The 17064-nt window shown below is 40.2% G+C and carries 3 protein-coding genes and 1 tRNA gene; 2 read left to right on the forward strand and 2 right to left on the reverse strand.

What is annotated here, in order from left to right; all coding sequences use genetic code 11:
- Window positions 1-370 precede the first annotated feature (370 nt).
- The gene (locus tag DPX34_RS08045; RefSeq protein ID WP_111977898.1) at window positions 371-14230 is read left to right on the forward strand and encodes a putative Ig domain-containing protein; all 13860 of its coding nucleotides are present in this window, start codon (window positions 371-373) and stop codon (window positions 14228-14230) included.
- A gap of 63 nt (window positions 14231-14293) precedes the next feature.
- Window positions 14294-15640, forward strand: coding sequence for an OmpP1/FadL family transporter (locus tag DPX34_RS08050; protein ID WP_111977899.1), 1347 nt, complete (start codon window positions 14294-14296; stop codon window positions 15638-15640).
- Window positions 15641-16114: 474 nt separating this feature from the next.
- On the opposite strand, the gene DPX34_RS08060 is transcribed toward DPX34_RS08050, so the two are convergent.
- Both DPX34_RS08060 and DPX34_RS08065 read right to left on the reverse strand, forming a co-directional pair.
- Window positions 16115-16191 (reverse strand) — tRNA-Val (locus DPX34_RS08060).
- Window positions 16192-16316: 125 nt separating this feature from the next.
- Window positions 16317-16994: a YIP1 family protein gene (locus DPX34_RS08065; protein ID WP_157964660.1), complete on the reverse strand. Its 678-nt coding sequence runs from the start codon at window positions 16992-16994 to the stop codon at window positions 16317-16319.
- Window positions 16995-17064: the final 70 nt, after the last annotated feature.

The following is a 17064-nucleotide window of genomic DNA, read 5'->3' on the forward strand; positions in this document are numbered from 1 at the left end:
AGATTGACGTAATCAAATCACAACGTAATCACTTAATACATTAAGTGATTACCCCCACCTTTTATAATTATTTTTATACCGCTAAACATATTTTGTCAAAATGACTAGCTGGAAAACCTAGGGGCTTTTTAGCTTTAGTTATTTAATAGTTTTTATTTCGAGTGGTTTTAAAAGTGAGCTTTTTATGATTTTTAATTAAACACTTTTAAATTAGATAGTTAGCAGTAACGCTTTAAATTTGAGCAATTATTTTTTTATATTTATTTTAAAACGTAATATTATTAAAAGGTTAATCAAATTTCTAAATGTATCGAGTTAGACTATTTGACTCATTTTTTTCATTTGCAGCCTTTCAAATAAAGGGATTTTTATGTTTCGTTTTACTAATGAAACCCAGTCCGTTAATCGTTCTGTTTTTTTGTTTTTAATTGTTTTTTTACAACTTGTTTTTACTGTTAACGCGGCTGAAATACATGGTCGATTTACAGTAGATGGAAGTGTCATTGCGGGAGCCCCCGTTATATTATATGACCGCAATTTAAACGAATTGTCATCTTCCGAAACTGATTCATCCGGTAGTTACCGATTATTTTTTAATGAACCTGGTATCTACTTTCTCAATGCCGCGAGCGGTCAAGCCTCCACCGGCTTTTATGAATTAGATCTAGAGTTAGTTGATGAACAGCTAGATATCAATTTATTAATAACTAAAAAAACCATTGAGCTGCAAGGTCATGTGAGTACGGTTGATGGAACCCCGCTCAGTTTTACCGAAATATCAGTATCGAGTGAATCGGCATCAATTGAGCATGAACGTATAGTCACCGATAAATACGGTAATTATTCGGCTTCAATTGATATCCCCAATTTTGATGACGAGCTAACATTTGAAGCTTGGGTAATGGGCGGCATCAGTGATTTAAATAATGGTGAATCGCGTTTACCTGTTTATGCCACAAAGCAAACAACCTCAAAATTTGTTGCGAGTGAAGAGTTAGCAGTAGAGCAAAATATTGTTCTACCCAACTTTGCTAAGCAAACGTTAAAAATATCGTCGTTAGACGGGGCCGGTTTTACGGCTAGTGTCACGTTATATCAAGTTGAAGATGACGGTTCACGATTTAGGTTAGGTAATACCTTGGTTGATGCCTCTGGCTTATTTGATTTTTATTTTCCGCTCATCACTGAAGATAATGCGACAGAATTAGCTTTTTCTATACAGCCGCCAAATGCGGTTGTCGGTGATTATAATGTTGAATTACTTAATCAAGATCAAAATCCCTTTTTAGCCGTTAGTTTTAATAAAAATATCAACCCAGAGCAGCAATTAAGCAGTGTGCTAAGTGGTCAAGTCCAAATTCAAAATGAGCAAGGCTTATTGGTAAATAATTCATCAACCGTTAGTGTGATGAATAATCAATATGAATTAATTTCTGTGGTTGAATCAGATAACTCAGGTGTATTTACTTTAGATCTTGAAACCTGGGGTCAGTATTTTATCAGAGCAGAAAATGCAGCTTACAAAAGCCCTTGGCAATCAATTGTTGTTAATAATGCGTTATTTGAACATGATATTTTGCTCGATACGTCTTTCAATATCGTTGATGTTAACGGGGTTATTAAAACTACTAATGATTTAACGCTTGGTGGTGTTGATGTTGTATTTTCTGCGGATGAGCTGCCTGTGGCTTTTTATAGCTTTGGTGGTCAATCAAATCCAAGTGTTGTCACCAATGCACTCGGTGAATTTGTTATTTCATTGCCTACTCAAGTCGCGAGTGAGGGTGATGCTTTTATTCAATACAAAGCGACGGTTGAATCAAGAGGGCGTAGACTCAAAATTAATAACCAAGCCTCTTCATTTATCACTTATATACCTGAAACGCATTTTTCAATCGACCCATCAGAAACAAACCCGACATTCATTTTACCTGCCATACATAAACTTAATTTAGTCACGCTTGATCCCCAAAACTCACCGATCGATTTATTTGTAAATTTATCATTATCTAACGGCGACTGGTTAACCTCATTAGCAACCGATGTAGCCGGTAGTTCTACGCTTTATCTTGCGGGTGTTGATGGTTTAGGCAGTAACATTGAATATAACCTAATACCTGAAATTCCGAATAACAATAAAGCGACGTGGTTTCCGCCTGAAATAACAAACATTGTCATTACCGAAGAAACAACGCATTCAATTTTATTAAACGCTAAACGAACGGTTAATGTGAGTGGTAATGTCACCGATCTTAATGGCAACGCAATTGTCGGGGCGACTATCGGCTTTAGCACCACTGATCTTGATGTTGACGACTATACCGCCGGATACGGACGTTATTATCCTCATCACATCAGCACCAATACGGGTTATGAAATTGCCCTGCGCGCCAATAATTCATTAACGCAATATACTGCACGTTTAGGTAATTGCGCGACCTGTAATGATAAATGGGGTTTCGTTAATGATGACGGTCGTCATATTGAAGCTTATTGGGGCAATACGGTTTTATCTCAGCAAGTAGACTTGGCAGGCGACTCAACTTTACAAGTTAGCGACCTTCAATTATCGGTTGATTTGAAAAAGCTGACTCTAAATGTTGTAGATACCAATGGTTTAGCGCTATACGATATCGCGGTTTCTTTATACCTTAATTCCAATTCTTCTACTTTAATTAAAAACTTTCGCAGTGATAAGAATGGCCAAGTCGTCTTGTATTTACCTAAAAATACAACAGGCGAGCAATACCATTTAAAAATAAACCCCACCGGCAATAAATTATATAACCTAGCGCCAACCGCTATTGATGTAACACTTGATCAAAATTTAAGTGTAGACGGAGTAGTGACGATCACAGAGCGCCGCTATGTTGACTTAGTGGGTCAGGTCACGGATGCGAATGGCTTGTTGCTTGATGCGGTGACGATTGGCACGCGCACAGAGACGACGGGATTAACGACGAATTACGCTCTATTGGATAGTGCCAATGGAGGTGCGTTTAGCTTACGAGTTGAAGCGCCGTTAGATGAAGTGGTGACCTACCAAGTTAAAAATAACAGGGGAGCGAGTCGAGATTATAGGTTCAGCAATGAGGGTTATGATGATTATTGGGGTTCGATAACGGATGGCGTGGGCACGTATCCAGCGTGGTTACGAGAGATTCAATTATCGACGGATGTTGAAGTGCCGGTTGGGCAAGATGATATTACGGTTAATTTAAATACCGGTGTGGCGTTACAAAAAGCGGCGTTTACGGTATTGGGCAGTGATGGCTTCCCACAAGAAAATTTGTCGGTATACATTGAATTCAGAAATACGTTAGGTGATTGGTCATATTTAACAACTGTGCACACCGATACCAATGGTATTGCCGGGCTTTATTTACCGGTATTAAACGATGTGCGCGAGGGTTATCGTTATACGACGCAACCGGTGAATACCACGAGTGCCACCACGTATATCTTGCGTGATGGTGAGACGCAAGAGTTTGTCTTGGATGATACGACGACTGGTGTTGCGATTGATTCAGAAGTGGTTATTACGATACAAGACCGCCGCTATGTTGACTTAGTGGGTCAGGTCACGGATGCGAATGGCTTGTTGCTTGATGCGGTGACGATTGGCACGCGCACAGAGACGACGGGATTAACGACGAACTATGCTCAATTGGATAGTGCCAATGGAGGTTCGTTTAGCTTACGAGTTGAAGCGCCGTTAGATGAAGTGGTGACCTACCAAGTTAAAAATAACAGGGGAGCGAGTCGAGATTATAGGTTCAGCAATGAGGGTTATGATGATTATTGGGGTTCGATAACGGATGGCGTGGGCACGTATGAAGCGTGGTTACGAGAGATTCAATTATCGACGGATGTTGAAGTGCCGGTTGGGCCGGCAAAAATAGCTGATTTTGATCAAGTGGATGTTAATTTAGTTGTCCCGCTTAAATTACATAAATTTTCTGCTCAAGTTAGAGATAAAAATGGTTACCCGTTAACGGGCACTCAGGTTAAATATAATTATTTAAATCGTTTTGGTGATGCAACTGCACTTAAAACCTTAACCATTGATGGCTCAGGTGAAGTCGGGTTATATATACCGAATTTACAAGAACCACGTGAATTATATGAAGTAACGGTGACTGATAATGGTTTTTATGGCTTTGAAGAATCGACAACAGAATTTCATACCTTAACGGAAGATAAAACGTTCTTAAATATCACGACGTTTGTTGATATAGATGCGCCAAAATTTGTTTCGCGGCCGCGCATTAGTTATGTATCAGACACACAAGCTGTTGTGCAATGGTTTACTGATGAACCTTCGAAAGGCCAAGTGACGATTGAAGGCGTTGATTATGTTGGCAACGCGTTGTCTAAAAAACAAAGCATTATTGTTGATGGTTTAACGCCAGGTAATGACTATATTGCGGATGTGACGTCGAGTGATGCGTCTGGTAATGATTCATTAATTGAGAAAGTTAACTTCACTACTTTGCTTGAAGTCGACTCTACACCAGCTGCTTACTTTAATGAGCCGATGGCAATTCAAGTGAGTGCTACGCAAGCGGTATTAAGTTTCACGGCTGATGAACCTATAACCTCGATTGTTGAGGTTAAACAAGGTGATAGCGTGGTTGCGACATTTGAGGCGAATGAGCTGAGCTCGTCACATCAAATTACAGTGGATAATTTAATGCCGCTTTCGCAGTATCAATTAGTGGTTGTTTCAACGGATGCGGCGGGTAATGAAAGCCAAGCGACGGCTCCGTTATCGGTTGAAACTAAATCGAATGAAGATGTGAAAGCACCTATTTATACCCTTCAGCCTGTTGTACGTAACATAAGCCAAGACAGTGTAACTATCTATTGGGAAACCGATGAGCCTGCAATCAGTGCGATTAGTTATAATTTAAAAGCCGGTGGTAATCATATACCGTTGCGCTCTGATGATTATTCACGTGTTCATGTTCAAACCTTAACGGGATTAACGGCGAATACGGAATACGAATTTACGGTATCTGTGACTGATGCGTTTGATAATGGGCCGCGTTTATCTAAAACTCAGCGTTTCTATACTCGTAATCAAGCTGATACTGACGCACCTCTTTTATTATCTGATGTTGCGGTATTACAACTGGGCGAAAGTGATGCAACGCTCGTTTGGGCCACCGATGAAGCAGCGAGTGCGGTGCTTAAATATGGTCAATCAGCTGATAATTTAAATCAATCTATTGTGATTGCTGAACCTCGAATTGATCACCTTTTATCGATGAATGGGTTAACGGTTGATAGCACTTATTTTTATCAAGTTGTGATGACTGATACCAGCGGTAATAATGCTGAATCAGTTGTGGCGAGCTTTACCACTAAACCAGCCGGTGAAAACAGCTTGTTAACGTATGTTGACCTGCCAGGTTTATTACAGGTTAAACACGATACGTTAACGATAGGTTTAAGAACTAACCGTGCTGCTTATGGTGAAGCTATTTGTTATGGCGATGACGGCGAAGTTTATGATGCTCGTTCGCTAGATGCGCGTTTATCTCAGCAACTTACGGTTACAGGCTTATCGCGTGGTCGTTATTATCAATGTCATGTTGCCAGCTGGACACAAAGTGGTGAGCGCATTGGTAGTGCATTAACGGGTGATACGCTTGATGCGGGTTATATTCGTACACTTGAGCAAGCTGATACCACGGCTCCGGGGGTTATTGGTGGGCCAACGGTTGTTTACGTTGCTGATTCTGTTGCGGTAATAGAATGGCGCACGAATGAGCTGTCGTTAACCAATATTGAATATCGTCAATCGGATTTAAATCGCTATCAAGTGGCATCTGCTTTTGGTTTTGCTGATAATAAACAGCAAATTATCAAAGGTTTAGCGTCTAACACTGAATATAGATATCGTTTAGCGCTGCAAGATATGAACGGTAATTTGACTTATTCAGGCGAACGCAGCTTTACCACCCTAGCGGATGCCGATGACACCGCACCGGTATTTGATATTGAGCCATATTTAATTTCTGTTCTTGGCTCGCAAGTGACGATTGGCTTTAACACTGATAAGCCTGTTGATGCACAAGTGCTTTACACACGTGAAGGTAGCAATCGTCAGCTTGAGGCTGTTCGCTCAACATCTGCCGCGTTAGATCATCGTTATACGGTTGATTTGGGCGCTAATCAAAATTACAGCCTTAAGGTTCGTGTTAAAGGCTTATCGGGTCATACAGTCGAGTCAAGCTCGCTGGTTATTGATTTCACGGCCGATGCTGATGCTAATGGGTTAACTGATTTATTTGAATCGACTTATGCTCAAGAGGGTGTTGAGTTTTTAGCCGATGGTGATGCAGATAACGATGGTGTATCAAACATAGATGAACAACGCCAAGGCACGCATCCGTTAATTGCCGATACGGATTATGATGGTGTTGCAGATAATTTAGATCTATTCCCGTTGGATGGCACTGAATATGCTGATGCCGATAATGATGGTGTTGGCGACAATGTTGATAATTTAAATGAGCAGTTGGGCCAAGTTTATGTGTTTGAACAAATGCTGCCTAATGTCAGTGGTGATTGGTACTTTGAACAAGTTGTAGCCAGCGCTGCAGATGATAAAGGCACGGTAAGTGTACTTGAGTTTCATGGTGCTGATGATGTTCGATTGAAACAATATAATACCAGTGATAATGGCCGCATGGTGAAATCTCAAAACCTAGGCCATAAAATTACCGGTTGGCAAAAAATAGCTAATATGGGTTATAGCCATCAACGCTGGCACATTGTTGCTTATCATATTATTGATGGTCAAAGTCAGTGGTTGTGGCATCAATTAGCGCGTAATGGACGTTATATTAAAAGCGTTGCGTTAGATGGTGTTTCATTGGTTGGAGAGGCCTCTGATTCTGATATCGCTGATGTTTATTTTGAAGATGATGGCTTAAGTGTATTAGCAACGGTGGGTGGTGAAGTTTCAATAAGAGCACTTGATGAACAAGGGCTACTCACATCGCTTTATACATTGTTAGAAGTAGGTGCTACCGCTCAATTACAATTATCTCAAACGCTAGATGGATCACATTACGCGGTTGCTGAAGGCAATCAAAGTTGTGGGGTTGTTCATCTTTATGATGTGAATGGAGATGATAATACCGTTGAGTTGGCCAACAGCTTTAATGTGGATGATTATCAACAAGACGCGTGTGGTGTGTTGCAGGATATCGCGTTGCTTGATAATGGTAATTTGTTAATTGATGCCCAAAGAGAGTTATATGAAATTGATAGCGCTGGTGGCTTAGTTCGCAGCAATATTACCTTGCAAACCGGTAGTGATACTCGTTATTTGTCTGTATCGGGTGATCGTCGATATATTGTTGGTAATGGTTTATTGCGTAAATATGATGACCAGTTAAAACTAAGTTCTAACTACTCTGCCTTTGGTGGACAGAATGGTTTCTTTGCCGATGATAGTTTTAGCATTCATGGTGATATTCAATCAGGTTCTGCTAATCGTGTTTGGACAGTAGAGCGCAATACCGCTCGTGTTCAGCTGTTTAATATGGATAGTCAAAACAGCGATAAGTTTGAGCGTAGCTTTACATTAAAAGATACAAATAATCGTATTTTAGCGGCTCAAGATATGACCATGGGCTTGGATGCTAATAGTGATTCGCCACGCCTATTTGTTATTGAAAATACCGATAGCCAAACGTTACTACATCGCTTTAGTGCGCAAGGTGGCTGGGGTGGTCAATTATTGTTACCGGCTGGTTACGTAGAAGCGATACACGTGCAAAATGAAAAAGCGTATATCTTGGCTCGAAGTTCAATTGCTAATATTAACAGCAGTAATCATGTTTTATTAACCGTTGATTTATCAACAGATGAAATAACAACGCTTGATATTTCGGCGTTGAGTGCACGTGCATTTGATTTAACGGGTGACGGTAGAGAATTATTTATTTTACATGAGTCGGTTAACGATAATGCGCATTTATCGGTTCTGCGTTTATCGCTTGAAGGCGAAACCTTAGCCAACGTGGCTTTACCTCGATTACCGGCTAATTCAGACGCTAGCGAATTAGCTAATATTAGTTATGGTCAGAATCGCTTAATTATTGGTTATGGGCCTGAAGTATATATGCATCAGGTAGATCAAAACTTTAGTTTGGCTCAAGCTTTTGATGAGATTGGTTACAGTGTTGCGCAAAATGCCTTAGCCTCGAATGTGAGTGCGCAATTAACTCAAAGTGGTAAGTTAGTTTGGGCTGATACCGCTCATGGTCGTTTACAAGTTTTACAGCCGACTTTAGTCGATATTAATGCTAAAGCGATTATTGTTGCTGGTGGTGGCGATTACATCGGTAATAATTTATGGCCTGCAACGTTACAACATGCTATTCAAGCTTATAGAACGCTGCGCCGACAGGGTTTTGCCAAAGACAAAATTTATTATTTATCGGATGAAGCGATTGATTTTGACGGCAATGGTGAATTAGATGAATTATTTTTACCGGCTTCAAGTGAAAATATCCAAGCTGCGTTAGATTGGGCTGATTCTGCCGATTCATTAACGGCTTATTTAGTTGATCACGGTAATGTTGATACTTTCCGTGTGAAAGCCGATGAAACGATGGCCGCGAGTGAATTCGCTAATATGCTTAATGGTTTTTCAGGGCGTATTAATTTAGTTTACGATGCCTGTAAATCAGGTAGCTTTATTGATGATTTAGAGGGTGAAAACCGCACTATAATTACCAGTGCTAACGACACGCAAGATGCGATGTTCTTGCAGGATGGCGCAATTTCATTCTCTGGTTTGTTCTGGCAATACATTGATAATGGTTTTGATATGCACACTGCCTTTAGCGAAGCGCAAAAGTTCTTTAGCTATAATGGTTTGAATCAATCACCACAAGTGAGTGTTAACGGTGAAAATAATGTTAACCACCTGAAAGGTCGTTTCATCGGTTATGGTAATAAGCAGTCGCAAGCGCGCTTTAATTTTGCTGATAGCAGCTTAAATGTTGAATCTGGCATTGTTAATGTAACCGCTAAATTAAATGGCGATGTGAGTGGTTTACAACGTGTTTGGGTTACTTTATTACCTCGAAATAAATCAGCGACTAATGACGATATAGCCAGCCCAGTTGTTGATACTAAAGCGTTTGATATGACGTTGAATAATGAAGGGGAGTATAACGTTGCTATTCCTGCATCGTTGATTAATAACTCAGATTATTTATCTGTGTTAGCTGCCGATAATCAAGGTAATAAATTACTACCGCGTGTACATCATGTGAACACCGCCGGTGCAAGTGATAAACGGGCTGTATTAGTTGCCGCGTATGCTAACGGCGAACAAATAGACGCTATTAATCAACAATTGGATGTCGCTTATGACGCTTTAATTAAGCAAGGTTATAACGCAAGCCAGATTAATGTATTAGCCCAAAACTTGTCACAAGCGGATGATGTTGCAACGCTTGATTCACTTGATACCGCGATGAACACTTGGGCGATAGAAAGCAAAGGTGATTTCTTATTGTATGTTGCGGGTGATGTTAGCTCTGCCGGATTAAACCTTAAAGGCGATGTGCTCGCCGCGAGTACGTTAATTAACTGGATTGATAGTGTTAATGGTGCTCGTGAAGGCCAAGTGACTGTGATTGTCGATAGCTCTCAGTCAGCTGTTTTTACCAGTCAATTAACCGGACTATCGAGTGATGCAATTGTTATTGGTAGTACGCAAGATGATGAGTTTGCTCATTGGTTACAACAAGAGTACACCAGTTTTACCAGCGTGTTCTTTACTCAAGTGGGTCAAGGGCAAACAACTCGAGAAGCGTTCTTAGTTGCTAAGCGCACATTAAGAAATAGACCATTAGCCCAAACACCTTATTTAGATGTAGACGGTGATGGTGTGAGCAGCAATAAAAAAGATGGACGTCAATTGTTAGCGTCTGGTCATACGCTTGGTTTTGGGATGGTTTTTGCAGGTGATGAACCGCTTATTACTGCGGTAGCACCGAGTATAGAATTAACCGATACTGATAGCACCACTTTATGGGCTGAAAATATCACTTCAACGAGTTTACTTGAAGAAGTATACGCCATTGTTGCTTATCCAAGTGCTATTGGCGGCTCACCTAAAATTGAACGTATTACGCTCGAATACGATGGTAATGGTCGCTATAGTGGACAGGCGTTAAACTTAACGACACAAGGTGAATATCGAGTGCAATATTTTGCTCGTAATAGTGAAGGTTATGAATCAATTTTAACTGATTCGCAGCAAGCCATTATTACTCAATCTCAGTTATTGCCTGATGTTTATGAAGTTGATAACAGCTTAGAGACCGCCTCGGTAATAGAAATCAATCATGAGCTAGGTCAAGTACATAGTTTGCATGACTCAACCGATGTTGATTGGTTTGTTTTTTATGCCAATGGCTCGGTTGATTCACCTGCTGCCTTTGAAATATTAATTGATGATGTAAGTGATTCACTTGATGTTGCCGTTACTATTTTTGAGGCCGATGGTACAACTGTGATTGGTGAGTTAGCCCAAGAAGAACTGGGTTCACAATGGGTTGATGATGGGGTAGAAGGTGAGGGTGAGTTGTTATCGATGAATTTACCTAAATCTGATTATTATTACATTAAAGTAGAAGCGTCTAACCCTGACGAGTTTAATTTGGGTGATTACCGAATTGAATTAAATACACCTATTGTCGCTTTTTATGGTTATGTCACTGGCTTAGTAACCGATGGTCTTACCGGCAATGCGGTTAGTCGAGTGAAAGTAACAAGTAGCGAAGGCTTTACTGCATTAACATTACCTAATGGTAGCTACCGCATGAAGCATGATCCTGCTGAAGGGGTAACCGTTAGTTTTGATTCAACAGATTACGATATCGTTAATAAAGATGTTGCCATTGAGGAGTTAAAAACGACTCGATTAGATGTACTGCTTGTTGAAAGTAATGCTGCGCCCGTTGTTATTAATGACGCATTACTGGCGGTTAATGAAGATGAGACACTCGCCATTACATTGGATATAAGTGATGCAGATGATGATCCATTAACTTATACCTATACCGGATTACCAAGTTGGGTAACCACTAATAATGCTGAGTTAAGTGGTGCGCCAACGCAAGCTGAAATTGGCGTGTATAACTTTAGTGTTAGTGTATCGGATGGTGAATTTACAATGCAAGGTGAATACACATTAACGGTTGTGAGTGTTAATGACTTACCTCAAATTAACAGTACTGCCAGCACACAAGTTAATGAAAGTAGTGAGTATCGTTATGAGTTAGATGTATCTGATGAAGATGGTGATACGCTTAGCTACGTTATAGTTGACGGACCAGATTGGTTAAGTGTAGAGAACGGTGTGTTAACCGGAACGCCGGAACAAGCTAATGTGGGTAGTTATACTTTCACTATCGCGGTGTCAGATGGTTCGGCAACGGTTAATGAAACGGTCACCTTGGTTGTTGATAATATAAATGACGCGCCGGTGTTTACGAGTGACCCCATCAATGAAGTTATTGAAGCTGAAATGTACACATATAATGTGAATGTTTTTGATGAAGATGGTGATGATGTAAATGTTACATTATCAAATGCGCCAACGTGGTTATCATTAACAGATTCTGTTTTAACTGGGGTACCTAGTGACGCAGAAGTCGGGTCACATGAGGTAACGTTAACGGTGAGTGATAGTATAACGAGCATCAATCAAACATTTACGTTAACGGTGCTTGATAATGGTATTTCTGGCTTAACTTTAAGTGCGCCGAGTGATATTACACTTGAAGCGAACGGAAGATTAACGTCGGTAGATCTTGGTGATGCGATTGTTAAAGATGATAAAGATATCGGTTTAATTGCGACGGCAGATAATACCGGGCCATTTACTGTTGGTGAGCATGTCATTAATTGGCAAGTAACTGATAGTGATAACTTTGTTGAAACGGCTACACAAATTGTGCGAATTACCGATACCACTGCGCCTGTATTTTCGGAATTGCCTGAGATACAGATTAATGCGACAGGGCAGCAGACAAATATTGCTAATAAAGTAAGCGTTGAAACAAGTGATGTCGTTGATGGCGTTGTTCAAGCTGAGCTTGTTAGCACATCATCACTTCGTTCTGGTCGTCATACATTAACGTGGCGAGCCGTTGATGCTGAAGGCAATGCGAATACGAGCAATCAATCAATTGTTGTTAAGCCTCTTGTTAAGGTGGGTGGCCAGTATTTAGCTGAAAATGGAAGCCAAGTTCGTATTCCTGTATTGCTTAGTGGTCTGGCTGCTGATTACCCTGTTTTAATGGATATTCAAGTTGATAGCGCGCTTGCTCATACCCTTGAACAAACCCAAGTTATTATTACTGAAGGGCAAACGGGGGAAATTGCATTAACGGTAAATGATAATTCCATTGTTGGAGACGAAACGTTAAGTGTTTCAGTTAGCAATATTGAACATGCAGTTAGTTCATCTCAAAATACCGCTATTGTGAAGATGACGGTATTAAACGAAGCGCCCAAAATGTCGTTAGCTATTATGCAAAATGGACAGCGCGTTAACTATATCTATCAAGATAAAGGTGTTGTGGAAGTTCGAGCCAATGTAAAAGATACCAATGTGCTAGATGAACATAGTCTAACTTGGGACTCTACACTGGCTAATACGAGTACGGACGAGACTAGCTTTGTATTTGATCCTGCGATTATTGATGCTGGTATTTACAATATTAGCGCAACCGTTGCTGAAATTAATACGACGGATGCTCATTCTGTTATTGATAAAATTCGCCTACAAATTATAGCGAGTGAACCTGTGTTATCGGATAGCAGTGATAGTGATGGTGATGGTATTGTTGATAGTGAAGAAGGATTAGGTGATGCTGATGGTGACGGCATCTTAGATCATAAAGACAACAACAGTGATAACACCGTACTGCCATTAGTTGCACTTGGTCAAGACATTGAAATGGCGCCATTACAAGTAGGCTCAGGTTTAATTCTTAGTTTAGGTGACACCGTTAAAGCAGCATTGGGTAGTGAAGCAGAAAGTGCTGTATTAAGCTTAGATATGTTGTCGCAGTTTGGTGGTAACAATGGTGCACCGGTTGAAAATACGCAAATAGCGGTATCACCGGTATCACCGATACTCGATTTTGTGGTTAGTGGGCTTGTGCGTGCCGGTGACTCAATCAGTATTATCGTACCTTTACCTAGTGGTGTTTCATTGCCTAATCAAGCTGAATACATGAAGTTTGATGCTGCATTAGGGTGGCGTGCATTTGTTTCTGGTGATGGAAATGCATTAGCATCGTCAACTTTGAATGATGATGGTGTTTGTCCACCGGCAGGGGATGCACTCTATATTGCAGGCTTAAATGAAGGTCATCAATGTGTGCAGTTAACCCTAGTTGATGGTGGTACTTATGATGCCGATGGTCAAGCTAATGGTGTTGTAAGAGATCCTGGCTTTATTAGTGCGAACTATGCGCCAATTCTTACTTTACCTGAGAATGTGATCGTAAATGAAAGTGATGAAAGTATCGTTACGCCAACTGAAGTGAGTGATCCTGAAAATGCGACGCTAACTTATGAATGGAAACAACTTACAGGAACGTCGGTAAGCTTTGATAGTTCACTGTCAGAACTTCGATTTAGTAACCCTAATCTAACAGCGGATGAAACACTTAGCTTTAGTTTAACCGTTAATGATGGCGTTAATTCAACGACTGATAATGTTGATGTTATTGTTAAGTGGCAACCTCAAGCATTAAATGTAACCATTAGTGCTGAAAGCGCTGCTAATGAAGGCACTACATTGGCTGTTGATGCAAGTAATTCGAGTGACCCTGATGGTTATAGTTTGAGTTATCAATGGGCACAAACATCTGGCCCGAGTGTGAGCTTAGGGAGCACTAATAATGCACGTATAAGCTTTACTGCACCACAAGTGACTAGCCAATCGGTTATTACACTTGAAGTAACGGTAACTAGCTCTGATGGACGTTCTAAAATTGAGCCAGTGTCTATTACTATTAATAATGTAGCAACTAATGGTGGTAATAACGGTGGTGGTTCGCAAACACCGTCAGGTGATTCTGGTGGTGGCGGCGGTACGTTTAATTACTGGATACTGCTGATGTTATTTGCATACGGTCTGTATGCAAGAGGTAAGCAGGTTTACTTGAAAAGGTAAGCTTAGCTTACCGCGGTAAAATAATAATAAATGACGAATATTGTGGAAGATATAGGAAATTAAATGAATTATAAAATAGGACTTGTGGCTGCTGCTAGCCTGATATCTGGTGCCTCAGTGGGTGCCGATAGACTTGAAATACCTTCTAGTTTTAACCCTGTTGGATCGGGTGCCCGCGCATTAGGCCAAGGTGGGAGCTTTATTGCAACTGCGGATGATGCCTCTGCTGCATCCTGGAATCCGGGGGCGCTAACTCAGTTGCGTCAGACCGAAATCGCGGCCATGTTTTCACATACTCAATTATCAGAAGATAACAGTTTTAGTTCAGAGACCGATTTAAACGGTAAGCAAGATGTGTCTAATAGTGAATTAAATTATCTTGCTTTTAGCATGCCTTGCCGCGCGGCTACCTGTGGAAAAAACATGGTTTTTTCGGTGAATTACCAGCGTCTTTATGATTTTTCTCGTGAATGGAAATTGTCTAGAAAGATCGATGATGGTCTTTCGTCTGGCAATGAAAAAATAAATTATGAACAAGATGGCTCTCTATACGCACTTGGATTAGCAGCAGCGGTTCAACTAACGGATAATTTATCGGTGGGTTTAACGGTTAACTTTTGGGAAGACTTTGTTAATGACAATGAATGGACTCAAAATTACAACAGTAGTGAATCTGTTACTCAAATTGATACATTAAGAAATGAAGACGCGCAATTCACGACGACTAACGGTTTTACCGGTACTAATTTCAATTTAGGTTTATTGTGGGATGTGTATCAACAAGGTCAACAAAAATTAACAATTGGTGCTGTGTATAAATCGGCTTTTGAGGCGGAGGTAAACCAAACCTCTCAGGCAAAAATTAACACTGTTTACCCTGAACTTAATGGATTTGATGAGCAAAACTCCGTTGGCCCTAATAATGAAAACCTTAAAATAGATATGCCATCGTCTATTGGACTCGGGGTTGCCTTTCAGTGGAACGATAGCTTTACTACATCACTTGATGTATATCAAACGGCTTGGTCAGACTTTGTATTAACCGATCAAGACGGTAACAAACGCTCTCCACTTAGCGGCAAATTATTATCGACTGTTGCTCAATTGAAAGATACTACACAAATTAGGCTCGGTGGCGAGTATCGTATTATTAGTCAAAAAGCGGGATCTAATTATATTATTCCAATTAGAGCTGGATTGTTTATTGATCCTGCGGCAGCTGAAGGTGAAACCGATGATACCTATGGCTTTAGTGTTGGGACTGGGATCGCTTACCAAAACTGGGTTTTTGATGTGGCTTATCAACATCGAATAGCGAGTGATATAGGTCAATCGGCAATGCAATCGTTAGGTTATAAGCAAGATATTACTGAGCACTTGATTATGGGATCGGTTTTTTATCGTTATTAACCATATTAACCATATTAACCATATTTACCAAAATCAGCTTAATAATACCAATCCGTAATAATAAGTGCCCACTCAGCGAGCGTTTAAATGCGCTTAAATGAAAGAATAGTGGTGCTCTTTTGAGGTCGAGCAACACAGAGTAAGCGCATTTAAAACTCGCCTGAAAGGAATGCCCCAGCGGCTTTTGACCTGCGTTATCGGTATTTGAAAGGGAACAACCATTCCTGTACACCGACGCCTTGTTCAAAAACCGCTGGATGCATTCTGAGAGATCACTTATTTATATGAATTGGTATAACATAAATTATTGAGCTGGTTTTTTGCTAACCCCACCTTAAAATCACTCATGCTGATCGCATTTTTATTAATAATATATACAGATTTAAATTAATTATTTTGGATAAAGATGGATTAACTAGATAAAATTGAAGAGATAAGGTTGATAATGAATCTACTCTTAGGTAACAGTAGATTTGGTACGACCGAGTGGACTCGAACCACCGACCCCCACCATGTCAAGGTGGTGCTCTAACCAGCTGAGCTACGGTCGTACAAATGAGAAAAGGTTTCTCAGAAGACGGGCGCATATTAATCACATAATGCACCCGATGCAAGCTTAAAATTAAATATTCTAACTGTTTGCTTTAAAATTGCGCAATTATGTAAAAATCAGTGCTTAGCTTGCAATGTAGCTGATGCATAACTCAGTTACGGCGGGTAATAAACTGATCGTGAAACAAAGTTGCGTGCTTAAATTGGTTCGTGTCGCGATTAAATAAAATAATAATAAGTAAGACCAGATAGAGAACACATCGAGCCCCGCGGCAAAGGCATAAAATGGAGAGCTTTCATCTAAATTAATAATATTGTTAATTGAGGTGACGAATAAATCGGTATGCAAGGTTTGTGGATCATTCAATACAAACATGACTAATAAAGCGAGCAGAAGCTGCGGAATAGCAGGCAGTTGAGTCCACCATACATTACCTAACCAGTCTTTAAAGTTATCGGTATTGCTTTCATCTATTTTAGTAAATAAGTTTAAAATGGCCGCTAAAATTAACCCTTGCAGCGTTAATACGATAAAACTGCCAATAAGCGCATTATATTTTAACATGTCACCTTGAGCTATTTGTTCTCGTTCTGCTGGACTTACATTATTGGCTAATGTGTTAACGGTATGTTCGTGTAACCATGTTTGATCAACCATTGCAAGGTAACCTAACCAAAATAAAGCAATCGCTAGCAATAAAAAACAATAAGGGATTAAACCACCTCGTTGCTCGGATTCGATAATTTGAAAAGCATGTTTAGGACGTTTTATTAATTGTTGTATTAACTCAAGGGTATTCATGTGTTTACCTTTAACACCGTTGAAGCTTGCTTTGTAAAACATATTGTTTACAAATGGTAATCGCCTCTAG

This window comes from Algibacillus agarilyticus (assembly GCF_003286125.1).
Classification (GTDB): domain Bacteria; phylum Pseudomonadota; class Gammaproteobacteria; order Enterobacterales; family Alteromonadaceae; genus Algibacillus; species Algibacillus agarilyticus.